The following is a 24,305-nucleotide window of genomic DNA, read 5'->3' as shown; positions in this document are numbered from 1 at the left end:
ATCTCGCCTACACTCGGTGGCGTGCCACGTGGTGACGGTCGACTCAATCATGATCTGCTCCCCGGCGAGAAAGGCCCCCAGGACGCTTGCGGCGTCTTCGGTGTCTGGGCTCCCGGTGAAGAGGTCGCCAAGCTCACTTACTTCGGGCTCTACGCCCTCCAGCATCGAGGTCAGGAATCCGCGGGAATCGCGGTGAGCAACGGCTCCCAGATTCTCGTCTTCAAGGACATGGGCCTCGTGTCCCAGGTCTTCGACGAGACCTCTCTCGGTTCGCTCAAGGGTCATATCGCGGTCGGTCACGCCCGCTACTCGACCACCGGCGCCTCCGTGTGGGAGAACGCCCAGCCGACGTTCCGTGCCACCGCGCACGGCTCGATCGCGCTCGGCCACAACGGCAACCTGGTCAACACGGCGCAGCTCGCCGAGATGGTCGCGGCCCTCCCCAAGGAGAACGGCCGCAACACGCAGCTCGCGGCGACCAACGACACCGACCTCGTGACCGCGCTCCTCGCGGGCCAGGTCGACGACGACGGCAAGCCGCTGACCATCGAGGAAGCCGCCGCCAAGATCCTCCCGGACGTCAAGGGCGCCTTCTCCCTCGTCTTCATGGACGAGCACACCCTCTACGCGGCCCGCGACCCGCAGGGCATCCGCCCGCTGGTCCTCGGCCGGCTGGAGCGCGGCTGGGTCGTCGCCTCCGAGTCCGCCGCCCTCGACATCTGCGGCGCCAGCTACGTGCGCGAGATCGAGCCGGGCGAGTTCGTCGCCATCGACGAGAACGGCCTGCGCACCTCCCGATTCGCAGAAGCGAAGCCCAAGGGCTGTGTCTTCGAGTACGTCTACCTGGCCCGCCCCGACACCGACATCGCCGGGCGGAACGTGTACCTCTCCCGCGTGGAGATGGGCCGCAAACTCGCCAAGGAAGCTCCGGTCGAGGCCGACCTGGTCATAGCGACGCCGGAATCGGGCACCCCCGCCGCGATCGGTTACGCGGAGGCCTCCGGCATTCCGTTCGGCGCGGGACTGGTCAAGAACGCGTACGTCGGCCGGACCTTCATCCAGCCCTCGCAGACCATCCGCCAGCTCGGTATCCGGCTGAAGCTCAACCCGCTCAAGGAAGTCATCAAGGGCAAGCGGCTGGTCGTCGTCGACGACTCGATCGTCCGCGGCAACACCCAGCGCGCCCTGGTCCGCATGCTCCGCGAAGCGGGCGCGGCCGAGATCCACATCCGGATCTCCTCTCCCCCCGTGAAGTGGCCGTGCTTCTTCGGCATCGACTTCGCGACGCGCGCCGAGCTGATCGCCAACGGCATGTCGATCGACGAGATCGGCAAGTCCCTGGGCGCCGACTCCCTCTCCTACATCTCCATCGACGGCATGATCGAGGCCACGACCATCGACAAGCCGAACCTCTGCCGCGCCTGCTTCGACGGCGAGTACCCGATGGACCTTCCGGACCCCGAGCTGCTCGGCAAGCAGCTCCTGGAGACCGAGCTCGCGGCAGGACCGGCGAACACCGCCGCCACCGACGCCCTCCGTCGCCCGTAAGACCCCCGTCATACGACACGAAAGTTCTCAAGCCATGTCTGAGACACCTGGTGCCAGCTATGCGTCCGCGGGCGTCGACATCGAAGCGGGCGACCGCGCCGTCGAGCTGATGAAGGAGTGGGTGAAGAAGACGCAGCGCCCCGAGGTCGCAGGCCTCGGCGGTCTCGGCGGATTCGCCGGCCTCTTCGACGCCTCCGCGTTCAAGCGCTACGAGCGTCCGCTGCTCGCCTCCGCCACGGACGGAGTCGGCACGAAGGTCGACATCGCCCGCCGGCTCGGCGTGTACGACACCATCGGTCACGACCTCGTCGCGATGGTCATGGACGACATCGTGGTCTGCGGCGCCGAGCCGCTGTTCATGACCGACTACATCTGCGTCGGCAAGGTGCACCCCGAGCGTGTCGCCGCGATCGTGAAGGGCATCGCCGAGGGCTGTGTCCTGGCCGGCTGCTCCCTCGTCGGCGGCGAGACCGCGGAGCATCCGGGCCTGCTCGGCCCGGACGACTTCGACGTCGCGGGCGCCGGCACCGGCGTCGTGGAGGCCGACCGGCTGCTCGGCCCGGATCGTATCCGTACGGGTGACGCGGTGATCGCCATGGCGTCCTCCGGCCTTCACTCGAACGGGTACTCGCTGGTCCGCCACGTCCTCTTCGACCGCGCGAACCTGGGGCTCGACCAGCACATCGAGGAGCTCGGCCGCACGCTCGGCGAGGAGCTCCTGGAGCCCACCAAGATCTACTCGCTGGACTGCCTGGCGCTGACCCGCACCACGGACGTCCACGCGTACAGCCACATCACGGGCGGCGGCCTCGCGGCCAATCTGGCCCGGGTCATCCCGGACGGCCTGCACGCCACCGTGGACCGCTCGACGTGGGCGCCCGGCGCGATCTTCGACCTCGTCGGCAAGGCCGGCGCGGTGGAACGCCTGGAGCTCGAGAAGACGCTGAACATGGGCGTCGGCATGATGGCGATCGTGCCCCAGGACGCGGTGGACTCCGCGCTCGCGACGCTCGCCGACCGCGGCGTGGACTCGTGGGTCGCCGGTGAGATCACCGAGCGCGGCCAGCACACCACGGGCGCGGCGCTCACGGGTGACTACAGCAAGTAAGTCCCGCAGGGCAGCACAAAACCCGGTCCGGCGTGTGACCACCCCGGACCGGGTGAAGTGCAGTTGCTACGAAAACGAGAACTGCGAAGAACTACTGCTGGACTGCAGGACTGCGAGGTCAAGCGCCGCGGCGCTGCGACGAGGGACCGGACTCATCGGAGTCCTCGTCATCCTCGTCGTCGTTATACAGATCCGCGTACTGGGCGTACGGGTCGTCTTCCTCGTCGTCGTCGTCCTCGAACGGCTCGCCATTCGGCGGCTGATTCGAGGTCGAAGCGCCCAGCTCATTGGCCAGACGCGACAGGTCAGTCCCGCCGCTGCTGTACTTCAGCTGGCGGGCGACCTTCGTCTGCTTGGCCTTTGCCCGGCCGCGCCCCATGGCTCGACCCCCTCGGTGACGGGGCTCGACGGCCCCAGAGTCTTGACACGCGTTCATGATCTCGAACGGGCTCTCCGCGGAGAGACCCGTCCTTAGGGCTTCCACGGTACCTGCTCCCGCGGCCATACGGTACGTCGCCCGCAGGACGCGCCTGGGCGCAGGACCAGCAAGGCGCCCTGTCCTCGCTGGTCAGCTGCGATTTTAACCTCTTCTTGGCGAGCGACCCGCCGACGGGCGTGAGTCTTGTCTCCCGCATCCGCCGCCGGGCCGCTCCCAGCTGCCTCGAACGTCAGCCGCGACGGGCCTCCGCCATGCGCTGCTCGGCGATCCGGTCGGCGGCGGCGGCCGGCGGAATCCCGTCCGCCTTCGCCCGTGCGAATATGGCCAGCGTCGTGTCGAAGATCTTCGCGGCCTTGGCCTTGCACCGGTCGAAGTCGAAGCCGTGCAGCTCGTCGGCGACCTGGATCACTCCGCCGGCGTTCACGACGTAGTCGGGCGCGTAGAGGATCCCGCGGTCGGCGAGGTCCTTCTCGACGCCCGGGTGGGCGAGCTGGTTGTTGGCCGCGCCGCAGACGATCTTCGCCGTGAGGACGGGGACGGAGTCGTCGTTGAGCGCGCCGCCGAGCGCGCAGGGGGCGTAGATGTCGATCCCCTCGGTCTGGATGAGCGCCTCGGTGTCCGCCACGGCCCGGACGGACGGGTGCTTGTCCTGAATCCGCCGTACGGACTCCTCGCGCACGTCGGTGATCACGACCTCGGCGCCGTCCGACAGGAGGTGCTCCACGAGGTGGTGGCCGACCTTACCGACGCCCGCGATGCCGACCTTGCGGTCACGCAGTGTCGGGTCGCCCCACAGGTGCTGGGCGGAGGCCCGCATGCCCTGGAAGACACCGAAGGCGGTGAGCACGGACGAGTCGCCGGCGCCGCCGTTCTCGGGAGAGCGCCCGGTCGTCCAGCGGCACTCGCGTGCAACGACGTCCATGTCGGCGACGTAGGTGCCGACGTCGCACGCCGTCACGTAGCGCCCGCCGAGCGAGGCGACGAACCGGCCGTAGGCGAGCAGCAGTTCCTCGCTCTTGATCGTCTCGGGGTCACCGATGATCACGGCCTTGCCGCCGCCGTGGTCGAGGCCGGCCATGGCGTTCTTGTACGACATCCCGCGCGAGAGGTTCAGGGCGTCGGCGACGGCCTCCGCCTCGCTCGCGTACGGGTAGAAGCGGGTGCCGCCGAGGGCGGGGCCCAGGGCGGTGCTGTGGATGGCGATGACGGCCTTGAGGCCACTGGCGCGGTCCTGGCAGAGCACGACTTGCTCGTGGCCGCCCTGATCCGATCGGAACAGGGTGTGCAGAACATCGGCAGGGGCGCCGGTTACGTCGGTCACTGTGGTGACTCCCGGTCAGGTAGCGGCGGTTGGAGACGGTGCCCGTGCGGGTGGCGGGCCCCGTTGGGCAAGAGACTAGAGCCTGCGCCGAGCCGCCAGATGCGCAGTGCCGAGGATCACCCTCTCCCGGAGTACGCGCGTGTCCGGCCAGGTGCGTTCACCTTCGGCCATGGGACGATTTGCAGTGTTTTCCAGGCGCAGACCGGGGGAGGGAGCAGCCGTGCCCAAGGTGTCTTCGGTGACCGTGCCCTACGCGTCGTATCTACGCGTGTACGAACCCCTCGCGGCGTTCCCCGAGCCCGAGCGGAGCCACTGGGAGCGCTACGCGCGGCGTCGCGAGCGCCCCTCCTACCAGGACGAACTGCGGCGCTCGCTGGCCGACTTGCTGCCGACGCCGCCGGTGCCCGTGCCGGTGCACGAGAGCGACGACGCGTTCGTCATGGAGGCGGACGGGGTGGTGTGCGTGTGCCCGTGGCGCACGCGGCTGCGCGGCTGGCAGGCGCTGGACGAGCTGCCGGGCCGCCTGCCGACACCGTTGCTGGACGCAGTGCTCCCCCCGGTGGTGCGCCGGCAGTCCGCCGCGGACTACGAGCGCTGGCTGGCCCGCAATCCCGACGCCCGCCCCTGGATCCGCACGTCCACCTGGCAGATCCCGCTGAACTGGTTCGTGCTCGTCTCGGACGAGGAGCGTGAGTACGGCAAGGGGGCCGCGGACCGGGTGGACGGCGCGGCGCCGGTGCTGCGGTACCGCACGCCGATGGTGCAGGCGCGGCGCCGGGTCGCGCGGGGCCTGCGCACGCTGCGGGACACGATGGACGAGGGGCCGCTGATCGACGGTCTGGTCGACGTGGGGCGCTGGCTCGAAGAGTTCCACCCGCGTTCATTCGTCGAGCTCGACTACGGCGGCCTGGTGCACGCTTTGTCCGCGGAGGATCTCGACGGTGATCATTCCGCTGCGGACGTGGCGGAGGGGATCGAGGCGCTCCGACGCGGTGACGGTGAGGGTGCAGAGGCGGCGTACGCGCGCCTGATGGAACGCTGGCGGGCCGTGCGGGACCGGCAGTTCGCGAACTGACCGGACGGGCGTGCGAGGACGTAGGTCCCTATCCGGGCTTTTGCCTCAAGCGTGATGGACCGCACTTACCTCACCCTTGCGCCCATCACCCCTCCTCGTGCCAAAATAGGACAAGGAGTCCGGGGAGGGCTCCGCCCGGCTGCTTTCGTCCGCGTTCAGCCGGAAATCTCAGCATTGCACGCTATGGGGGGTCTCGTGACTCCTGGCGCCACTGTGACTGATCGTCACAGTGGCGTGACTGTCCGCTATGGCATGGTCCATCGGCTTCCGTCGCTGATGAACACCTGGGAGGGCAATTCCATCGGTTTGGCCGACGCGGCTGGACGGATGGTGTAGTTGTAGTGCCGAGGACAAGCCGTTCGTCCTATAACCGACTCGACTCGCGTCCGCCATTTCGGGCAACGCGGGTCAAGGTGCAGAATTTAGAGGAATGAACCGAGAAGGTTCGGTTCTCCCGAGGAGGCCGCTCATGACCGCTCGCACCCCTGATGCCGAGCCGCTGCTGACCCCGGCTGAGGTCGCCACGATGTTCCGCGTCGACCCGAAGACGGTGACGCGCTGGGCAAAGGCTGGCAAGCTCACGTCGATTCGCACGCTCGGCGGGCACCGCCGCTACCGCGAGGCGGAGGTCCGCGCTCTGCTCGCGGGCATTCCGCAGCAGCGTAGCGAGGCCTGAACAACTGAATAAAACGGGCGTTCCGGGCCCCCCAGCCCTTTTCGCGCCCAACCTATAGCTCCATACGACGCGGGTCTGCCCCAACGGGCCCACGCCTGCTCATGCTTCAAGGGTGCGTCGTCGATCGCGCTGGACTCCGCCGGGTCCAGCGCGATTTTTTTGTGCGCGGATCCGTGCGGGCGGGGCCGTCCGTGGCGTGCCGGCGCGTGGCTTTGTGGGCGGCCCTGTGGGTCCCTGATCGAGTGCCGGCGGCGGCCTGCCACGGAGTGTCGACGGGGTGCTCGGCGGGTCGTCCGGGACGTTCGCCGGAGGGCTCCTGGGGTGGGCCTCCGGGAGTGCCGGGGAGGGCCTGGGGGGTGGTGCAATTGCACATATTAAATTGAGGCGTTGTAGGGCGGCTGTAAGAAACGCTGTTTCCAAAACTGACCCCGTGACACCCGTCACACGGTCGAACACTTGTTGCTGATGAGCCCCTTGGGTTAGAGGGGATTCGCGTGGCCGTGTCCGCCGTTCTCCCCCCAGGCTCCCACCAGTTGGAGCCGCCGTCCGGCGCCTTTGGTCACGCGGTGGAGGGACTTTCGTCCTCCGCGGCCCCGCGGTCCCTCTCCGGGCCTCCTGCGGCCTCTCTGCCGGGCTCCAGGGCGAGGCGCAGGAGTTGGTGGCAGATGGGGCAGTGCCGGGTCAGGTGGCGGTAGCCGGAGGCGGCGGAGAGGTGGGCGCGCAGCAGCGCACGCGTCTCGTGCCGGGCGGATGCCGCCATACGCCACCTCCGGGTCGGGAATCCCTGTTGTCTGAGTACCGGGGGAGCGGGATGCCGTCAAGACGGCGGGGGGTGGGGCACGGAGGCGCGCAGCGCGCGGGGCGGGGCCATGTGCACGTGCGCGCACACGACTGAGGCCCGCACCCTCTGCGGGGTACGGGCCTCAGTTCTCTGTGCGGTCCTGACGGGATTTGCTGTGTCTGATTGCGGCTCTGCCCCGGGCGCGGCCTCTTGGTGCTGAGTACACGACTGAGGCCCGCATCCCTTGCGGGGTACGGGCCTCGATCTCACTGCGGTCCTGACGGGATTTGAACCCGCGGCCTCCACCTTGACAGGGTGGCGAGCACTCCAAACTGCTCCACAGGACCTTGCTCGCGGCACTTGGCGTTGCGCTGTGCTGCGAAATGAGACTGTACAGCAGCGCAGGCCCGGCGGTCGAACTCACTCAACGTGCCGGGCCCGTTACGGCGCCGCAGCGTCGATCGCCTTCACGATCCGCTTGTCCGAGACCGGGTACGCGGTGCCGAGCGCGTGGGCGAAGTAGCTGACCCGCAGCTCCTCCAGCATCCAGCGGATGTCCAGGACTTCCTGCGGCACGGGCCGCCCCTGCGGCATCTGTTCGAGCAACCACGCGTACTCGTCCTGCATCTCGTGGACCTTCTCCATGCGCGACGTGTCCCGCTGGACGTTCGTCGGCATCTGCGTCAGGCGCCGGTCGGCGGCGACCAGGTAGCGCACCAGGTCGGGCAGGCGCCGCAGGCCGGTGTCCGTGACGAAGCCGGGGCGGATCAGCGCCGTCAACTGCGTCCGTACGTCCGTGAGGTTGGCGAGCAGCGTCGGGCTCTTCGTGGACTTCAGGCGCCGCTCGCAGGCCTGCCAGGCGGCGAGCACCTGCTGTACCTGGCCCACCGTCCGTACGGTCGTGTCGACGATCTCGGCGCGCACCTTGTCGTAGAGCTTGCGGTACGACTCCTCGTCCCAGGCGGGGCCGCCGAAGTCCGCGATGAGCTTGTCGCAGGAGGCCATGGCGCAGTCGTCGAAGAGCGCCTGGACCGTGCCGTGCGGGTTCGCGGACAGGGCGAGCTTCTGGGGGTTGGTCAGCTTGTCCGAGGCGAACTTGCCCGGGTTGACCGGGATGTTGCGCAGGATCAGCCGGCGCGTGCCCTTCCACATCGCCTGCTGCTGCTCGGCCTCCGTGTCGAACAGCCGGACGGAGACCGTGTCCCCGTCGTCGACGAGTGCCGGGTACGCCTTGACGGGCTGGCCGGCGCGCCGGGTCTCGAAGACGCGGCTCAGCGTGCCGATCGTCCAGTCGGTGAGGCCCGAGCGCTCCACGGACTCGCCGCCCGAGCGCTCGGCCGTGGCCGCTGCCGCCTGCGAGATCGCCTTGCGGGCCTTCGGCTTGAGGCGCAGCTTGAGCGCCTCCAGGTCCTTGTCCTCGGCGAGCGTCCGGCGCCGCTCGTCGACGATCCTGAACGTGATCTTCAGGTGGTCGGGTACGCGGGACAGGTCGAAGTCGTCCGCGGTGACGGGGACGCCGACCATGCGCTGGAGCTCGCGGGCGAGCGTCGTGGGCAGCGGCTCCTGCAAGGGCACGGCCCGCTCCAGGAACGCCTTCGCGTAGTTGGGCGCCGGGACGTAGTGCCGGCGGACCGGCTTGGGCAGGGAGCGGATCAGCTCCGTGACCACGTCCTCGCGCAGGCCCGGGATCTGCCAGTCGAAGCCCTCGGGCGTGACCTGGTTGAGCACCTGGAGCGGTACGTGGACGGTCACACCGTCCGCGTCCGCACCCGGCTCGAACTGGTACGTCACCCGGAACTTCAGCGGGCCCTGCCGCCACGAGTCCGGATAGTCGTCCTTGGAGATGGCCTCCGCCGACTCGCGGATGAGCATCGAGCGCTCGAAGTCGAGGAGTTCGGGCTCGTCCTGCTTCTTGTGCTTCCACCAGCTGTCGAAGTGGGCGCCCGAGACGACATGCTCCGGGACCCGCTGGTCGTAGAAGTCGAAGAGCGTCTCGTCGTCGACGACGATGTTGCGGCGGCGGGCGCGGTGCTCCAGCTCCTCGACCTCGGTGAGCAGCTTGCGGTTGTCCGCGAAGAACTTGTGGTGCGTGCGCCAGTCGCCCTCGACGAGCGCGTTCCTGATGAACAGCTCGCGGCTCACCTCGGGGTCGATGCGCCCGTAGTTCACCTTGCGCTGGGCGACGAGCGGGACGCCGTACAGCGTCACCTTCTCGTACGCCATCACGGCCGCCTGGTCCTTCTCCCAGTGAGGCTCGCTGTACGTGCGCTTGAGGAGGTGCTCGGCGAGGGGCTCGACCCACTCCGGCTCGATCTTCGCGTTGACGCGGGCCCACAGCCGCGACGTCTCGACGAGCTCGGCGGACATGATGAAGCGCGGGGGCTTCTTGAAGAGGGCGGAGCCGGGGAAGACCGCGAACTTGGCGTTGCGGGCGCCCAGGTACTCGTTCCGCCCGCCGCGCTGCTTGGGGTCCTTGTCCGTGGACTCCTTCACGTCCTTCATCCCGATGTGGGACAGCAGGCCGGCGAGCAGCGAGATGTGGACCTGGTGCTCCGGGGCGTCATCTTCGTTCAGATGGATCCCGATCTGCTTGGCGACCGTGCGCAGCTGTGTGTAGATGTCCTGCCACTCGCGGATGCGCAGGAAGTTCAGGTACTCCGACTTGCACATGCGGCGGAACGCGGACGAGCCGAGCGTCTTCTGCTGCTCGCGCACGTAGCGCCAGAGGTTGAGGAACGCCAGGAAGTCCGACGTCTCGTCCTTGAAGCGTGCGTGCTGCTGGTCCGCCTGAGCCTGCTTGTCGCTGGGGCGCTCGCGCGGGTCCTGGATGGACAGCGCGGCGGCGATCACCATGACCTCGCGCACACAGCCGTTCTTGTCGGCCTCCAGGACCATCCGGGCCAGGCGCGGGTCCACCGGCAGCTGGGCGAGCTTGCGGCCCTGCTGGGTGAGGCGTTCACGGACGTCCTTCTCCGCCGGGTTCAGCGCGCCCAGCTCCTGGAGGAGCTGCACGCCGTCGCGGATGTTGCGGTGGTCCGGCGGGTCGATGAAGGGGAACTTCTCGATGTCGCCGAGCCCGGCCGCGGTCATCTGGAGGATGACGGAGGCGAGGTTCGTACGGAGGATCTCCGCGTCCGTGAACTCGGGGCGGGCGAGGAAGTCGTCCTCCGAGTACAGGCGGATGCAGATGCCGTCCGACGTACGGCCGCAGCGGCCCTTGCGCTGGTTGGCGCTGGCCTGGCTGATCGCCTCGATGGGCAGGCGCTGCACCTTCGTGCGGTGCGAGTACCGCGAGATGCGGGCGGTGCCCGGGTCGATCACGTACTTGATGCCGGGGACGGTCAGCGACGTCTCCGCGACGTTCGTCGCGAGGACGATGCGGCGGAGCGAGCCCGAGGGGCGCTGGAAGACGCGGTGCTGCTCCGCGTGCGACAGGCGCGCGTAGAGCGGCAGGACCTCGGTGAACCGGAACTTCTTCTTCTCCAGCGCGTCCGCCGTGTCACGGATCTCGCGCTCCCCGGACAGAAAGACGAGGATGTCGCCCTTGCCCTCGCCCTGGAGCTCCTCGACGGCGTCCGTGATCGCGGTGATCTGGTCCCGGTCGGCCTCGTCGGAGTCCTCTTCGAGCAGGGGTCTGTAGCGCACCTCGACCGGATACGTACGCCCGCTGACCTCGACGATCGGGGCGTCCCCGAAGTGGCGCGAGAAGCGCTCGGGGTCGATCGTCGCGGAGGTGATGACGACCTTCAGGTCCGGGCGCTTGGGGAGCAGCTGCGCCAGATATCCGAGCAGGAAGTCGATGTTCAGGGACCGCTCGTGGGCCTCGTCGATGATGATCGTGTCGTACGCGCGCAGCTCGCGGTCCGTCTGGATCTCGGCGAGCAGGATGCCGTCCGTCATCAGCTTCACGAACGTGGCGTCCGGGTTGACCTGGTCCGTGAAGCGGACCTTCCAGCCGACGGCCTCGCCCAGCGGGGTGTCCATCTCGTCCGCGATCCGCTCGGCGACCGTGCGGGCCGCGAGCCGGCGGGGCTGGGTGTGCCCGATCATGCCGCGCACTCCGCGGCCGAGCTCGAGGCAGATCTTGGGGATCTGGGTCGTCTTGCCGGAGCCGGTCTCGCCCGCGACGATCACGACCTGGTGGTCGCGGATCGCGTCGGCGATCTCGTCCTTCTTCTGGCTGACGGGAAGCTGCTCGGGATACGTGATCTCGAGCGCCTCGTACCGGCCGCGACGCTGCGCCGTCCGGGCCTCGGCCTTCTCGGCCTCCGCCTCGATCTCGGCGAGCACGGCGGTCCGGGCTTCGGGCTTGCGGATGCGGCGCGCACCTTCGAGCCTGCGGCCGAGCCGGTGCGCATCGCGCAGGGACAGCTCGGACAGGCGCTGGGCGAGGGTGCCGAGGACGGGGGCAGGCTGCGTAGACATACGTCCTCCAGGATCTCACCTCGGAGAAACGGGTGGCGAATGGTTTTGAGGTGGACCGATATAGCCAGGAATCATGGCAATTGGCAATGAAGGTCCGTTATAGGTGTTTTAACGTGTCCGTATGCCGGAGCCGAGCGACGACGATCATGAGCACGGTGCGCACGGGCGGGTGCCCACGCGCGGGGAGCGCTGGGAGGACTTCAAGAAGTCGCCGTTCCTGCCCGCGACCGTCCTCGTGTTCATCCTGGCGGCCGCCGCGGGCCTCTTCGCCGGCTCGTACACGTACACGATGGCGAACCCCACGCCGCACCGGATCCCCACGGCCGTGGTGGGCGCGGCGAACGCGAAGCACGGCGGGGCGTTCCTCGTCGGCATGGAGAAGGAGCTGAACGCGTCACTGGAGGTGCACCCATTCGACAGTGTCGCGGCCGCCGTCGACGGCGTGGACCAGCAGAAGGTCTTCGCGATCCTCGACGTACGGCAGGGGGACCGCGTCGGGCTGGAGGTCTCGGGCGCCTCCGGCGCCTCGGTGGCGCAGGTACTCGCCGAGACGGCCCCGAAGGTCGGCGCCGGACTCGGGGTCCCGGTCACCGTGACGGACGTCAATCCGCTCCAGAAGGGCGACCCGCGCGGCCTCGCGATCTTCTACGTCTCGCTGGCCGCGGTCATCATCGGCTTCGTCGGCGCGATCCAGCTGAGTGTGCACGCGCGCGCCCTCAACCCGTTGGAGCGCATCGCGTACACGGTGGCGTACGCGCTGCTCGGGGCCTTCGTGATCGCGGCGGTCGTGGACTGGTGGCTGGGCGCGCTCGATCTGCCGTTCGTCGAGTCGTGGGCGATTCTCGCGCTGACGATGTTCACGTCGGGGATGGTCTTCACGATGTTCAACACGCTGTTCGGGCGCTGGGCGATGATCCCGACGTGGGGGCTGATGGTGCTCCTCGGCAACCCGTCGTCGGGCGGCGCGGTGTCGTGGCCCTTGCTGCCGTCGGTGCTCGGCCGCATCGGGCAGTGGCTGCCGCCGGGCGCCTCGGTGAACGCGCAGCACACGGCCGTGTATTTCGGCGGGCACCAGCACGTGTTCCCGTTCCTGGTGCTCGCTGCGTGGGCCCTGCTGTCGAGCACGGTCTTCTGGGTCTGGCGCCACCGCCATCCGGGTGGCCGCGCCACAGACCCGGCCCATGCGGGAGCCGCGGCGGCGTGACCCTGCGGGGCGGTCTGTGCCCGTGAACGGCGAAAGCCCCGTCCCGGACGGGGCTTTCGGGACGGGCGCGGCCGGAGACCCGTACGGGAAACGCAACAGGCCCCGTCCGGAGACCGGGCAGGGATGTGGTGGCCGGGTGCTGGGATCGGGTGGGTGGGGCTTCGGGATGGCGTCTTGGGCGGCCGGGTGGGCTGTCGGCTGCTGCGGTTCACGAACGAATCGCAGCGGCCCTGACGGGATTTGCTGTGTCCGATGGCGGCTTCGCCGCGGGCGCGGCCATCGGGGCCCGGTCGGCCCGGCAGGGGATCGGCAAGGGAAACGCAACAGGCCCCGTCCGGAGACGGGGCCTGAATCTTGTGGCTGGGGCCGGGATCGAACCGGCGACCTATCGCTTTTCAGGCGATCGCTCGTACCAACTGAGCTACCCAGCCACGCGGTTCGCGAACGAATCGCAGCGGTCCTGACGGGATTTGAACCCGCGGCCTCCACCTTGACAGGGTGGCGAGCACTCCAAACTGCTCCACAGGACCAAGCTGTTGTGCGACACAAGTGTCGCACAGGGTGTTGCGTGCCCCCAACGGGATTCGAACCCGTGCTACCGCCTTGAAAGGGCGGCGTCCTGGGCCACTAGACGATGAGGGCTAATTGGCCCGCCTGGGCGCTTCGCAGCGCGTCGGGGACGTGAGAAGCATATGGGATGCGGGGAGGGATCGCCAAAACGGTTTAGGGAGCGGGTGCGGTCGAGCCCGTGGGCGGGGTCGGCGAGGGGGTCGCGCCCGGCTGGTTCTCCTTGGGCAGATGCCGGCTGACCTGTGCCGTCGTCAGGCCGAGGCCGCCCAGTTCGATCTCGTCCCAGGCCTGCAGGCGGCGGGTGTCGCGGTCCAGGTAGAGGATCGACGCCTGCACCGGGTCGGGGGAGCTGTCGTCGACGGCGCGCAGGCCGCTGCCGCCGGTCGAGCCCTCGATGCGCAGCCGCGTGCCGAGTTTCATCACCTCGGTCTCCTCGTGATGGATGTGGCCGGCGAGGACCAGCGGGACCGTGCCGTCCGTCTCGCGGGCGGCCGTCGGGTTGTGGGCGATCGCGATGTCCACCGGCGTGCCCGCCGCCCGCTGGTCGCGCAGTGCGGAGGCGAGCCGGATGCCGGCCATGCGCTCGGCCGGGTCGCCCTGCGCCTTGACCGCGCGGTCCGGCGTGTACTGGGGGTCCCCGGTGCCGGCGAAGCGCAGCCCGGCGACGGTGACCGCCCTGCCGTTGTCGAGGACGCGGACGTTCTTGATGTGCGAGAGGTAGCGCTGGGTGGTCGCCGAGTCGTGGTTGCCGCGGACCCAGACGTACGGGGCGCCGAGGTCCTTGATCGGGTCGAGGAACGGGTTCTCGGCCGCCGAGCCGTGGTCCATCGTGTCGCCGGAGTCGACGATCACCGAGATGTCGTACTGCTCGACGAGCGAGGAGATGATCTTCCAGCTGGCCGGGTTCAGATGGATGTCCGAGACGTGCAGGACGCGGATCGTGGACGGGTCCGGCCGGTACGCGGGAAGCGTCGACGTCACGTCGTAGAGCTTGGTCACATTGGTCACCAGGCGCGCCAACTCCTTTTGGTAGACGTCGAATTCGGTGACGATCGAGCGCGCGCTGCCGACGACCGAGGGGGCCGAGGAGAGCAGGCCCGAGAACTTCGGCTCCAGGACCGACTTGGGGTTCCAGGTCGCGTACGCCGCCCCTCCCGAGGCCGCCAGGAGGGCGAGGGCGAGGCCGCCGGCGCCGAGGGCGCGGCGGGGGCGGCGGTAGACCGCGAGGCCGAGCGCGGTGGCGCCGGAGACGACGGCGACGCAGGAGCGCAGGGCGAGGTCGAAGGTGCCGTGTTCGATGTCGCGCGTGACCTCGTCCTGGAGGCCCGAGAGGCGCTCGGGGTGGTTGACCAGGGCCTCGGAACGGACCGGGTCGAGGCGGTCGACGTCCACGTCGAGGCGGATGGGGGCCGTGTGCGACTTGAGTTCCAGGGAGCCGAGCGGCGAGACGTTGATCTTCGTGCCGCCGGTCAGGGACGGGCGCAGCGTCATCCGGGTGTCCATCGGGCCCACCGGGACGCGGACGTTCCCCACGACGAGCAGGCCGAGCCAGGCGCCCATGAGGACGACGGCGGCGAGGCCGAGGGCACGGAGGTACGGGCGGGGCTGGAGCGTCAGATCGCCGGTGGGGCGGGGGTGGCGGGCGCGATGGTGGCGGCCGACCGCGGAGGGGATGTTCCGCAGGGCGGACAGGGCGGCGACAGCGGGGACGCGGGCCATTGGTCCCGTATGCCCATGCGGATGGTCCCGTATGCCCGGACGGACAGGCCGATCTGCGGGCGGGTGGCCGACAATGGCCGTGTGCTGGAGATGACGCGCGAGGAGTTCGAGGAACTGGTCGCCGAAGCCCTGGACCGGATTCCGCCGGAGCTGACGCGGCTCATGGACAACGTGGCGGTGTTCGTCGAGGACGAGCCCGCCGCCGGGGAACCTGAGCTGCTCGGCCTCTACGAAGGGACGCCGCTGACCGACCGGGGCGAGTGGTACGCGGGCGTGCTGCCCGACCGCATCACCATCTACCGGGGACCCACGCTGCGGATGTGCGAGTCCCGCGAGGACGTCGTCGCGGAGACGGAGATCACCGTGGTCCACGAGATCGCCCACCACTTCGGGATCGACGACGCGCGGCTGCACGCCCTCGGATACGGGTGACGGCCGGGCCGTGAGCGGGCGTGTCCTCTTGCGGGGGACGGGAGTTGGGAAGGTGACGCCGGTTTCCCGGCGGTTCCCGTTCCCGTTTCAGGTTCAGCCCCCAGCTCCAGCCTCAGCTTTTCAGCGCCCCGGAGGTGCTCGCCCGTGCGCCAGCTGTCCGTACGCCCTCATCCGGCTCGTCTGGTTCGACTGGCCGCGGCGGTGGTGGCCGTCACGGCGGCGGCCACCGGCTGCATGAGCGTCGCCCACGAGGGGGGCGGGCCCGCTCCGTCGCACTCGGCGGGGCGGCACGGCGGGCGGGCGGCGCCGGACGGCGGCGCGGTGGTGCCCGGGGGCGGCGGGGCACAGGCCGGGGGCCGGGAAGGCGCAGACGGGTCGCCGTCGCCCGGGGCGGGCGGCACCGCGTCGGAAGCGGCCTCGGGGGCCGGGTCCCCGTCGGCGAGCCCCTCCAAGGGCGCCACGGGCCCGGCGAAGCCCTCGGCGAGCGGGCGGACCACGCCGCCGTCCCGGCCGACCCCGACGCGCACCGCGCCGGACACGCCCACGCCGACCCCGGACCCCCCCACGCCGCCGACTCCGGACCCGACCACCGCGGAGCCCTCGTCGTCGGCGCACGAGCAGGCGTCGGCCCGGGTGCGGATCGTCCGGGAGCCGGCTCCGCAGGCGGGGATGCCTGCGTAGGAGTGACCTCGGGGACGTATGTGAGCGGGGTCTCAGGGGATCGGTTTGCGCTGGGGGGTGGTGGGTGACTATGGTGGTAGATCGTTTGATCCCATTTGCCCGGCGCCGTTAAGAGAGCGCCGCGTGGCGCGTTCTCTCCCCAGCCGTGGCTGGACCGCATTGAGGCGGTCGATTGCGAAATTCACGGAGTTGACGGGCGCGTGCCGAGACTCCGGAAGGTTTCGCATTTCGCATGTCCATTTCCAGTTCTGACCACTCCGTCATGCCCGAGAACGACGAGGCCGTGCAGGTTCTCGCCGTCGACGAGGACGTGACCGTCGTTGCCGTCGCAGAGGCCGCTGTCAGCGCCTCGGCCGACGCCGACACCGACACCGACACCCCTGCCGAGCCCACCCTGACCTTCGGCGACCTCGGTCTGCCCGAGGGCATCGTCAGGAAGCTCGCGCAGAACGGCGTGACCGCGCCGTTCCCGATCCAGGCCGCGACCATCCCGGACGCCCTGGCCCACAAGGACATCCTCGGCCGTGGCCGCACCGGCTCCGGCAAGACCCTCTCCTTCGGTCTGCCGCTCCTGGCCACGCTGGCCGGCGGTCACACCGAGAAGAAGAAGCCCCGCGGCGTCATCCTGACCCCGACCCGCGAGCTGGCGATGCAGGTCGCCGACGCCCTCCAGCCCTACGGCGACGTCCTCGGCCTGAAGATGAAGGTCGTCTGCGGCGGTACGTCCATGGGCAACCAGATCTACGCCCTGGAGCGCGGTGTCGACATCCTCGTCGCCACCCCGGGCCGCCTGCGCGACATCATCAACCGCGGCGCCTGCTCGCTCGAGAACACCCAGATCGCGGTGCTCGACGAGGCCGACCAGATGTCCGACCTGGGCTTCCTGCCCGAGGTCACCGAGCTGCTCGACCAGGTCCCGGCCGGCGGCCAGCGCATGCTGTTCTCGGCCACGATGGAGAACGAGATCTCCACGCTGGTCAAGCGCTACCTGACCAACCCGGTCACGCACGAGGTCGACGCCGCCCAGGGCGCCGTCACGACCATGACCCACCACATCCTGATCGTGAAGCCCAAGGACAAGGCGCCGGTCACCTCCGCGATCGCCTCCCGCAAGGGCCGCACGATCATCTTCGTCCGCACCCAGCTGGGCGCCGACCGCATCGCCGAGCAGCTCCAGGACGCCGGTGTGAAGGCCGACGCGCTGCACGGCGGCATGACGCAGGGCGCCCGTACCCGCGTCCTCGCCGACTTCAAGGACGGCTACGTCAACGCGCTCGTCGCGACCGACGTCGCCGCCCGCGGTATCCACGTCGACGGCATCGACCTGGTCCTGAACGTGGACCCGGCCGGTGACCACAAGGACTACCTGCACCGCTCGGGCCGTACCGCGCGTGCCGGCAAGTCCGGTGTCGTCGTCTCCCTGTCGCTGCCGCACCAGCGCCGCCAGATCTTCCGCCTCATGGAGGACGCGGGCGTCGACGCCTCGCGCCACATCATCCAGGGCGGTGCTGCCTTCGACCCGGAGGTCGCCGAGATCACCGGTGCCCGGTCCATGACCGAGGTCCAGGCCGAATCTGCGGGCAACGCCGCGCAGCAGGCCGAGCGTGAGGTCACCTCCCTCACCAAGGAGCTGGAGCGGGCCACGCGCCGCGCCGGCGAGCTGCGCGAGGAGGCCGACCGCCTCACCGCGCGTGCCGCCCGTGAGCGTGGCGAGGACGCCGAGGGCGTCGCCGCCGCCGTCGCCGCCGCTGCCGAGAAGGCCGCCGAGGCGTCCGTCCCGGAGCAGCCCACCGCCGCGCCGGCCGAGCGCCAGGAGCGTTCGTCCTCGTACGAGCAGCGTCCGCAGCGCCGTGACGAGCGGGGCAACTACGAGCGCCGTGACCGTCGCGACGACCGTCCGTCGGGTGGCTTCAACCGCGACCGTCGTGACAACGACCGTGGTGGCTTCCGTCGCGACGACCGTCCCTCCGGTGGCGGCTTCAACCGCGACCGTCGTGACGACAACCGTGGTGGCTTCCGTCGCGACGACCGTCCCTCCGGTGGCGGCTTCAACCGTGACCGCCGTGACGACAACCGTGGCGGCTTCGACCGCGACCGTCGTGACGACCGCGGTGGCCGTTCCTTCGAGCGTCGTGACAACGACCGTCCGTCCGGCGGTTTCCGCCGTGACAACGACCGTCCCTCGGGCGGCTTCAACCGTGACCGCCGCGACGACCGTCCCTCCGGCGGCGGCTTCAACCGCGACCGTCGCGACGACCGTCCCTCGGGCGGCGGCTTCCGCCGTGACGACCGCCCCTCCGGCGGCCACCGCGGCAGCGACCGTCCGTTCAACCGTGACCGTCGCGACGACCGTCCCGCCGGCGGCGGCTTCCGCTCCGGCGGCCACGACCGTCCGACCGGTCGCCGTGACGACCACCGCGGTGCGGGCTCCGGCTCGACCGGCGGTTCGTTCCGCCGCGACGAGAAGCCGCGCTGGAAGCGCAACGGCTGACGGTCGTAAGGCTGAACAGCGGTAAGGCTGAACAGCCTGACTGCTTGAGCTGAGAAGGGCCCGGGAGACGATCGCGTCTCCCGGGCCCTTCCTTCTTTTCGAGCTCCGGGCCTTCCTTCTTTCTTTTCCGCGCTCCGGTGCCGCCGTTCTATTCGCGCTCCTGTACCGCCGTTCACCCGCGGGCATTTTTTGGCCAATGCTCGCGCATGCCCCGCCCCCGGCACGGGAATCGCTGGGGGCATGACAAGTGACCCAGCGGCGCAGCAACCGCCGCCTTCGACCGACGAGGAACGTCTCGCGCAGCTCGGCTACACGCAGGTCCTCGCGCGCAGGATGTCGGCGTTCTCCAACTACGCCGTCTCCTTCACGATCATCTCGGTGCTCTCCGGGTGCCTGACGATGTATCTGTTCGGGATGAACACCGGCGGCCCCGCCCTGATCACCTGGGGGTGGGTCGGGGTCGGGCTGATGACGCTGTTCGTCGGGCTCGCGATGGCGGAGATCTGTTCGGCGTACCCGACCTCCGCCGGCCTCTACTTCTGGGCGCACCGGCTCGCACCCGCGCGGACGGCCGCCGCGTGGGCGTGGTTCACGGGCTGGTTCAACGTCCTCGGGCAGGTCGCGGTGACCGCCGGCATCGACTTCGGCGCCGCGTCCTTCCTCGGCGCGTACCTGAACCTCCAGTTCGACTTCGAGGTGACGCCGGGGCGGACGATCCTGCTGTTCGCCGCGATCCTCGTGCTGCACGGACTCCTCAACACCTTCGGCGTCCGCATCGTCGGGCTGCTCAACAGCGTCAGCGTCTGGTGGCACGTCGTCGGCGTCGCCGTCATCGTCGGCGCCCTCGCCTTCGCGCCGGACAGCCACCAGTCCGCGTCCTTCGTCTTCACGAAGTTCGTCAACAACACCGGCTGGGGCAGCGGGTTCTACGTCGTCCTGATCGGACTTCTGATGGCCCAGTACACCTTCACCGGCTACGACGCCTCCGCGCACATGACCGAGGAGACCCACGACGCGTCCACCGCGGGGCCGAAGGGCATCGTGCGCTCCATCTGGACGTCCTGGATCGCCGGGTTCGTGCTGCTGCTCGGCTTCACCTTCGCCATCCAGTCGTACCAGGGCGCCCTCGGCTCGGCCACGGGCGCGCCACCCGCGCAGATCCTGCTCGACGCGCTCGGGGCGACCGCCGGGAAGCTGCTGCTGCTCGTCGTCATCGGCGCGCAGCTCTTCTGCGGCATGGCCTCCGTCACCGCCAACAGCCGTATGATCTACGCCTTTTCGCGCGACGGTGCGCTGCCCTTCTCGCACGTCTGGCACACCGTCAGTCCACGCACCCGCACCCCCGTCGCCGCGGTCTGGCTGGCCGCGTTCGGCGCGCTCGTGCTCGGACTGCCGTACCTCATCAACGTCACGGCGTACGCGGCCGTGACCTCGATCGCCGTCATCGGCCTCTACATCGCGTACGTCGTGCCGACCCTGCTGCGGCTGCGCAAGGGCGACGCCTTCGAGCGCGGGCCCTGGCACCTGGGCAGGTGGTCGCGGCCGATCGGGATCGTGGCGGTGGTCTGGGTCGCCGTCATCACGGTCCTGTTCATGCTGCCGCAGGTCTCGCCGGTCACCTGGGAGACGTTCAACTACGCCCCGATCGCGGTCCTTGTGGTCCTCGGGTTCGCGGGAGTGTGGTGGCTGGTGTCGGCCCGGCACTGGTTCCTCAACCCGGAGCACGCGCGGACCGCCGCGCGTGAGGCGGGGCGAGTGGGAGCGCCGGAACCGGTCGATCCGTGACCTGCGGGCGCGCCGCCCGGCCGCCCGTGTGACATCCGACAGGCCGCGGAGGCCGATACCCGATCGGCCTCCCGGCCCCGGCGGGCTATGCTCGGGGATGCGTCGGCGCGGGTCGGCGCGTGGACCCTTAGCTCAATTGGCAGAGCAGTGGACTTTTAATCCATTGGTTGTGGGTTCGAGTCCCACAGGGTCTACCGGAGCCCTCCGGGGTGGAACCCTCGTTGACCTGCGTCAACGGGGGTTCCGTTGTTTCCCATCGGCACCCTGACGCAGGCACGGACGCAGGGGGCGGCGTGCGCATGGGTACAGCCCGGCCGCGCTCGGCGGGCGAGACGCAGGCCGATCGAAGAACTCCTGGCGAAACGATCTCCGCGGTGGTTGGATCGCCCTAGGACTGAGGACCTGGGGGTGGGGAGTGTCCCTCGTCGCGTTCTTCGGCCCGCCCGCGATCACCGTCCTCCTCTTCGCCGTCGGCGCAGTCCCGTACGCCTTGTGGGCGTCCCGGAGGAAGCCCTCGCGGCAGGCGCGCTGGGCTGTGATCGGCATCGCCGCGGCGATCGCCGCCTATGGGGCTGGAACCGTTTACGGGCTTGCCTTCACGAACGCGTTCGCCGTGTGCGGGGACGAATCAGGCAGCGGCCTGTACGTGGATGCCGGGAGCGAATACGTCCTGACCTCGGTGAGCGTGGACAGCTTCCCTCTGTCGATCACCTGCCACTGGACCGGTGGGTACAGCACCGAAGCGGTGTGGTTCTGGGTTCCGATCCTGATGTACGTAGGGCTCGTCTGCGCCGTCGCCTGCTCGGCTCTGCTCCTCGTCGGTCGCACGCGAAGGCTGCGGAGCCCTCAAGACGGCAGCGTCCAGTGATCGTTGGGGAGGCATCCCCTCCTACTGCCGCGGCACAGCGAAGACAGCGAACCAGGAACGGAGTTCGCCGGTGATCATCTTGCTGTTCGCTGCGTTTGTCGTCGTCGTGCCCACCTCGGTGGTCTGGAGGCTGGGGAAGCGAGCGAGGGTCCCTCACTGGATAGTTGCCGTGTTCTTGCTGGCCGGATGGCTGACAATCCTCGTCGGCTGGGCCCTCTCGCAGCGGGCGCAGCCGTTCCTGTTTCCCGAAACGTCGCCCTGCGGCAGAAGCGGCACTCCCGTATCGCAGTACTACCCGCCCGACTCGTTCTGCCGTCACACGGACGGGGAGTTGCGGACGGTGAACGGGCTGAACGCCAAGCTCTTGTTCTGGACCGCCCACAACACGACCTTGGCCATGCTGATGGCTGCCGCCTTCGCGCGGCGTCATCAACAAGCCTGATCGCGCTCGCCTCACACCACGTACTCCACGACGGGCGGCTCTTCCGTCACACCGCTGCGCCGTCCCGCCGAACTCAGTTGCCCCTCATGCCTCCCGTACGTACCGCCTCTTCACCGCCGTCAGCGCGGCCGCGTACAGGGTGAGGACCGCCGCGAGGAGTGCGTAGTACACGGGTGGCAGGGCAGTCATGCCGAGCGGGTGGGCGGCGGGGGTCAGGGGCAGCAGGATGCCGACTGCGGTCAGGGACGCGACCGCCCAGCGGACCGGGCCCGGGGTGCGCGGGGCGCGGCCGGTGCGCAGGAGCAGCATCACCAGAGCCTGTGTCAGGAGGTTCTCGGTGAACCAGCCCGAGTGGAACGCCGCCTCGTCGGCCCCGCCCGCCGTGGAGTGCAGGGCGAGCGCGAGGACGCCGAAGGTCGCGAGGTCGGCGGCGGCGTTGAGGACGCCGAACCCGGTGATGAAGCGCAGGAAGTCGCGCGGGCGCAGCGTCGTGGGCCGGCGCAGCGCGTCGGCCGCAGGCCGGTCGAAGGCGAACGAGAGCTGGGCCGCGTCGAAGCACAGGTTCTGCGCGAGCACCTGCGCCGGGAGCATCGGCAGGAACGGCAGCAGGAGGCCCGCCGAGAGCATCGCGATCACGTTGCCGAGGTTCGAGGAGAGCGTGACGCGCAGATACGTGGCGATGTTGCCGCTGCTGTGACGGCCCGCGGTGATCGCGTGGCCGATCGCGGTGAGGTCCTTGCCCGGCCGGTCCGCGGGCTGCGCGAGGACGATGTCCGCCGCGTCGCGCGCCACCGCGACCGCGTCGCGCGGGCAGATCCCGACATCGGCGGCGCGCAGTGCGGGCAGGTCGTTCACGCCGTCGCCCAGGAAGCCGACGGTCGTCCGTCCGCCGGAGCGCAGGGCCGTCACGATGCGCGCCTTGTCGGCGGGGGTGCAGCGGGAGAAGACGGTGGTGCGGTGGGCGAGGCGGGACAGTTCCGCGTCCGTGAGCGCGTCGAGGGCGTCCGCGGTCTGTACGTCGCCGGGAGCGAGCCCCAGATCGCGCAGGGCGCGGGCCGCCGTGCCGGGGTGGTCGCCGGTGATGACCTTGACCGTGACGCCGCGCTCGCCGAGGTCGCGCAGGGCCTGCGCTGCGGTCGGCACGAGGGCGTCGGTGAAGGTGACGAAGCCCGTGAAGGCGAGGCCGTGTTCGTCGGCGGTGCTGTACGCGCGGTGCCGGGCGGGGCGTTCGGCGGTCGCCACCGCGAGGAGCCGCAGCCCGTCGCCGGACAGCGCCGCCGCTCGGGCGAGCAGACTCGCGCGTTCCGTTTCGTCGAGGGCGCACCGCTCCAGGACGTTCTCCGCGGAGCCCTTGACGGCGAGCGTGACCGTGCCGGGCGTGCCGGGCAGCCGGACGACGACGGTGGCGAGGCGCCGTACGGAGTCGAAGGGCAGGGCGGTGATCCCGTCGTACGCGTCGGTGAAGGCCGCGTCCGCATGCGCGATGAGCGCCTCGTCGAGCGCGTCCGGGGCCGGCAGGTCGGCGAGCTGGAGCGTCCACCAGGCGGAGACGGCCGCCCAGTGCAGCGCGTCGGGGTCGGTGCGGGCCAGGTCGACGGCCGGACGGTCCTGGGTGAGGGTGCCTGTCTTGTCGACGCACAGGATGTCGACGGCGCCGATGTCGTGCAGCGCGGGGAGCCGTCTGACGATGACGCCGTGGGTACGGGCGAGCAGCGCCGAGCCGCGGGCGAGCGCCGTCGTGACGATGACCGGCAGCATCTCCGGTGTGAGCCCGACGGCCACCGCGACGGCGAACGGCAGGGTCTCCAGGCCCCGGCCGCGCAGCGCGGCGCCCGCCATCAGGACCAGCGGCGGCGTCAGCAGCATGAAACGGATCAGGGTCCAGGAGATGCCGTGCACCGACCGCTCGAACGCGCTCGCCCCACGCCGTGCGCCCACCGTCCCGTGGGCCGCTGCGAAGCGGGTTCCGGCACCCGTCGCGAGCACCACGGCGCTCGCGCTCCCGGACGCCACGCTGCCGCCCTGGAAGCACAGTTGCGTCGACTCGCCGTCCGCGGGCAGGTCCACCGGACGCTTGTCGACCGGCACCGACTCCCCGGTGAACGCGGCCTGTTGCACGCTCAGGCCCTGCGCCCGCAGGAGGCGCACGTCGGCGGGGATCAGGTCGCCGGGGCCGAGGCGCACCACGTCGCCGGGCACCAACTGGCTTACGGGGAGCTCACGTTCGGCCGGTGAGGCGGTTCCGTCGTCGCCGGGGCGGCGCAGCACGGTCGCCGTCGTCGCGACCAGGTCGCGCAGGCCCGCCATGGCACTGTCCGCACGGCGCTCGCCCGTACAGCGCAGGACGCAGCTGACGCCGACCAGGACGAGGATCACGCAGGCGGTGCCCCAGGCCGCGACGGTCGCCGAGACGAGGCCGAGGCAGAGCAGGACGCCGGTGAACGGGTCGCGCAGGCTGCGGGCGGCGAGGCGGGGCCAGGACAGGGGGCGCGTTCCTGGCAGGACGTTCTCGCCGTGGCGGGCCAGGCGCCGCTCGGCCTCCGCCTCGGTGAGGCCACGTGGGCCGCTGTCGAGGGAGCGCAGGAGCTGGAGCGTCGTACGGCCGGCGGGCGGGGCGGCGACGGGGTCCGGGGCGGTGTCGGTCACTCTCGTGCGCCGTCACGGATTCTCGGGTGTCGTCACCGTCGTCTTCTCCCGTTCATCGGACCGCGAAAGGCTCCCCCGTATGCGGTGCAAGGCC

The 24,305-nt window shown here is 70.1% G+C and carries 17 protein-coding genes and 5 tRNA genes; 11 read left to right on the top strand and 11 right to left on the bottom strand.

What is annotated here, in order from left to right; all coding sequences use genetic code 11:
* Positions 1-21: 21 nt before the first annotated feature.
* Together purF and purM are read left to right on the top strand one after the other, a co-directional pair.
* The gene (purF, locus tag AC07EJ_RS15365; protein WP_362908445.1) at positions 22-1,548 is read left to right on the top strand and encodes an amidophosphoribosyltransferase; all 1,527 of its coding nucleotides are present in this window, start codon (positions 22-24) and stop codon (positions 1,546-1,548) included.
* 34 nt (positions 1,549-1,582) lie between these two features.
* Positions 1,583-2,656 carry a phosphoribosylformylglycinamidine cyclo-ligase gene (gene purM, locus AC07EJ_RS15360; protein ID WP_389481107.1) on the top strand — a complete coding sequence of 358 codons (1,074 nt, stop codon included), beginning with the start codon at positions 1,583-1,585 and terminating at the stop codon, positions 2,654-2,656.
* 118 nt (positions 2,657-2,774) lie between these two features.
* On the opposite strand, the gene AC07EJ_RS15355 is transcribed toward purM, so the two are convergent.
* Entirely contained in the window at positions 2,775-3,035 is a 261-nt protein-coding gene (locus AC07EJ_RS15355; protein WP_362908443.1) for a DUF3073 domain-containing protein, read from the bottom strand.
* 289 nt (positions 3,036-3,324) lie between these two features.
* Positions 3,325-4,416: a Leu/Phe/Val dehydrogenase gene (locus tag AC07EJ_RS15350; RefSeq protein WP_389481110.1), complete on the bottom strand. Its 1,092-nt coding sequence runs from the start codon at positions 4,414-4,416 to the stop codon at positions 3,325-3,327.
* 220 nt (positions 4,417-4,636) lie between these two features.
* On the opposite strand from AC07EJ_RS15350, the gene AC07EJ_RS15345 reads away from it, so the two are divergent.
* A complete protein-coding gene (locus AC07EJ_RS15345; protein ID WP_389481112.1) occupies positions 4,637-5,491 on the top strand; it encodes a DUF8083 family protein in 855 nt (284 codons plus the stop codon).
* Between the two features lie 469 nt (positions 5,492-5,960).
* Positions 5,961-6,167 (top strand): developmental transcriptional regulator BldC, encoded by a 207-nt coding sequence (gene bldC / locus AC07EJ_RS15340; protein WP_003949541.1) that lies wholly within the window; start codon positions 5,961-5,963, stop codon positions 6,165-6,167.
* Positions 6,168-6,726: 559 nt separating this feature from the next.
* Here the strand turns inward: bldC and AC07EJ_RS15335 are convergent.
* From AC07EJ_RS15335 to hrpA, 3 genes are all read right to left on the bottom strand, one after another.
* Positions 6,727-6,927: a DUF6274 family protein gene (locus tag AC07EJ_RS15335; protein WP_389481115.1), complete on the bottom strand. Its 201-nt coding sequence runs from the start codon at positions 6,925-6,927 to the stop codon at positions 6,727-6,729.
* A gap of 293 nt (positions 6,928-7,220) precedes the next feature.
* Positions 7,221-7,295 (bottom strand) — tRNA-Asp (locus tag AC07EJ_RS15330).
* Between the two features lie 94 nt (positions 7,296-7,389).
* On the bottom strand, positions 7,390-11,373 hold the full coding sequence (gene hrpA / locus AC07EJ_RS15325; RefSeq protein WP_389481117.1) for an ATP-dependent RNA helicase HrpA: 3,984 nt from the start codon (positions 11,371-11,373) through the stop codon (positions 7,390-7,392).
* Between the two features lie 121 nt (positions 11,374-11,494).
* On the opposite strand from hrpA, the gene AC07EJ_RS15320 reads away from it, so the two are divergent.
* On the top strand, positions 11,495-12,577 hold the full coding sequence (locus AC07EJ_RS15320) for an ABC-2 transporter permease (protein WP_389481119.1): 1,083 nt from the start codon (positions 11,495-11,497) through the stop codon (positions 12,575-12,577).
* 357 nt (positions 12,578-12,934) lie between these two features.
* On the opposite strand, the gene AC07EJ_RS15315 is transcribed toward AC07EJ_RS15320, so the two are convergent.
* The 4 genes from AC07EJ_RS15315 to AC07EJ_RS15300 form a co-directional block, all read right to left on the bottom strand.
* Positions 12,935-13,008 (bottom strand) — tRNA-Phe (locus tag AC07EJ_RS15315).
* Between the two features lie 24 nt (positions 13,009-13,032).
* Positions 13,033-13,107, bottom strand: a tRNA-Asp gene (locus tag AC07EJ_RS15310).
* A 39-nt stretch (positions 13,108-13,146) separates the two neighbouring features.
* Positions 13,147-13,219 (bottom strand) — tRNA-Glu (locus AC07EJ_RS15305).
* An 81-nt stretch (positions 13,220-13,300) separates the two neighbouring features.
* Positions 13,301-14,866: a metallophosphoesterase family protein gene (locus AC07EJ_RS15300; protein ID WP_478884380.1), complete on the bottom strand. Its 1,566-nt coding sequence runs from the start codon at positions 14,864-14,866 to the stop codon at positions 13,301-13,303.
* A gap of 81 nt (positions 14,867-14,947) precedes the next feature.
* Between AC07EJ_RS15300 and AC07EJ_RS15295 the strand changes: the two genes are divergently transcribed.
* Positions 14,948-15,298 carry a metallopeptidase family protein gene (locus tag AC07EJ_RS15295; RefSeq protein WP_199842109.1) on the top strand — a complete coding sequence of 117 codons (351 nt, stop codon included), beginning with the start codon at positions 14,948-14,950 and terminating at the stop codon, positions 15,296-15,298.
* A gap of 167 nt (positions 15,299-15,465) precedes the next feature.
* Here AC07EJ_RS15295 and AC07EJ_RS15290 read toward each other — a convergent pair whose 3' ends face one another.
* A complete protein-coding gene (locus tag AC07EJ_RS15290; protein WP_478884379.1) occupies positions 15,466-15,864 on the bottom strand; it encodes a hypothetical protein in 399 nt (132 codons plus the stop codon).
* Between the two features lie 347 nt (positions 15,865-16,211).
* Here AC07EJ_RS15290 and AC07EJ_RS15285 point away from each other — a divergent pair, with 347 nt between their 5' ends.
* From AC07EJ_RS15285 to AC07EJ_RS15265, 5 genes are all read left to right on the top strand, one after another.
* Positions 16,212-18,470, top strand: a complete 2,259-nt coding sequence (locus AC07EJ_RS15285; RefSeq protein WP_478884378.1) for a DEAD/DEAH box helicase — start codon at positions 16,212-16,214, stop codon at positions 18,468-18,470.
* Between the two features lie 240 nt (positions 18,471-18,710).
* Positions 18,711-20,255, top strand: a complete 1,545-nt coding sequence (locus tag AC07EJ_RS15280) for an amino acid permease (protein ID WP_389481130.1) — start codon at positions 18,711-18,713, stop codon at positions 20,253-20,255.
* Between the two features lie 121 nt (positions 20,256-20,376).
* Positions 20,377-20,449: transfer RNA gene (locus AC07EJ_RS15275), tRNA-Lys, on the top strand.
* Positions 20,450-20,670: 221 nt separating this feature from the next.
* Complete coding sequence (locus AC07EJ_RS15270) at positions 20,671-21,123, top strand: hypothetical protein (RefSeq protein ID WP_389481132.1); 453 nt, start codon at positions 20,671-20,673, stop codon at positions 21,121-21,123.
* Positions 21,124-21,193: 70 nt separating this feature from the next.
* On the top strand, positions 21,194-21,565 hold the full coding sequence (locus AC07EJ_RS15265) for a hypothetical protein (RefSeq protein WP_389481135.1): 372 nt from the start codon (positions 21,194-21,196) through the stop codon (positions 21,563-21,565).
* An 84-nt stretch (positions 21,566-21,649) separates the two neighbouring features.
* Here the strand turns inward: AC07EJ_RS15265 and mgtA are convergent, their stop codons facing one another.
* Complete coding sequence (mgtA, locus tag AC07EJ_RS15260) at positions 21,650-24,211, bottom strand: magnesium-translocating P-type ATPase (RefSeq protein WP_478884377.1); 2,562 nt, start codon at positions 24,209-24,211, stop codon at positions 21,650-21,652.
* Positions 24,212-24,305: the final 94 nt, after the last annotated feature.

It is taken from the genome of Streptomyces sp. NPDC045026 (assembly GCF_056432625.1).
Note: the sequence above shows the minus strand (reverse complement) of the source record. Positions and strands in the feature narration are given on the sequence as shown.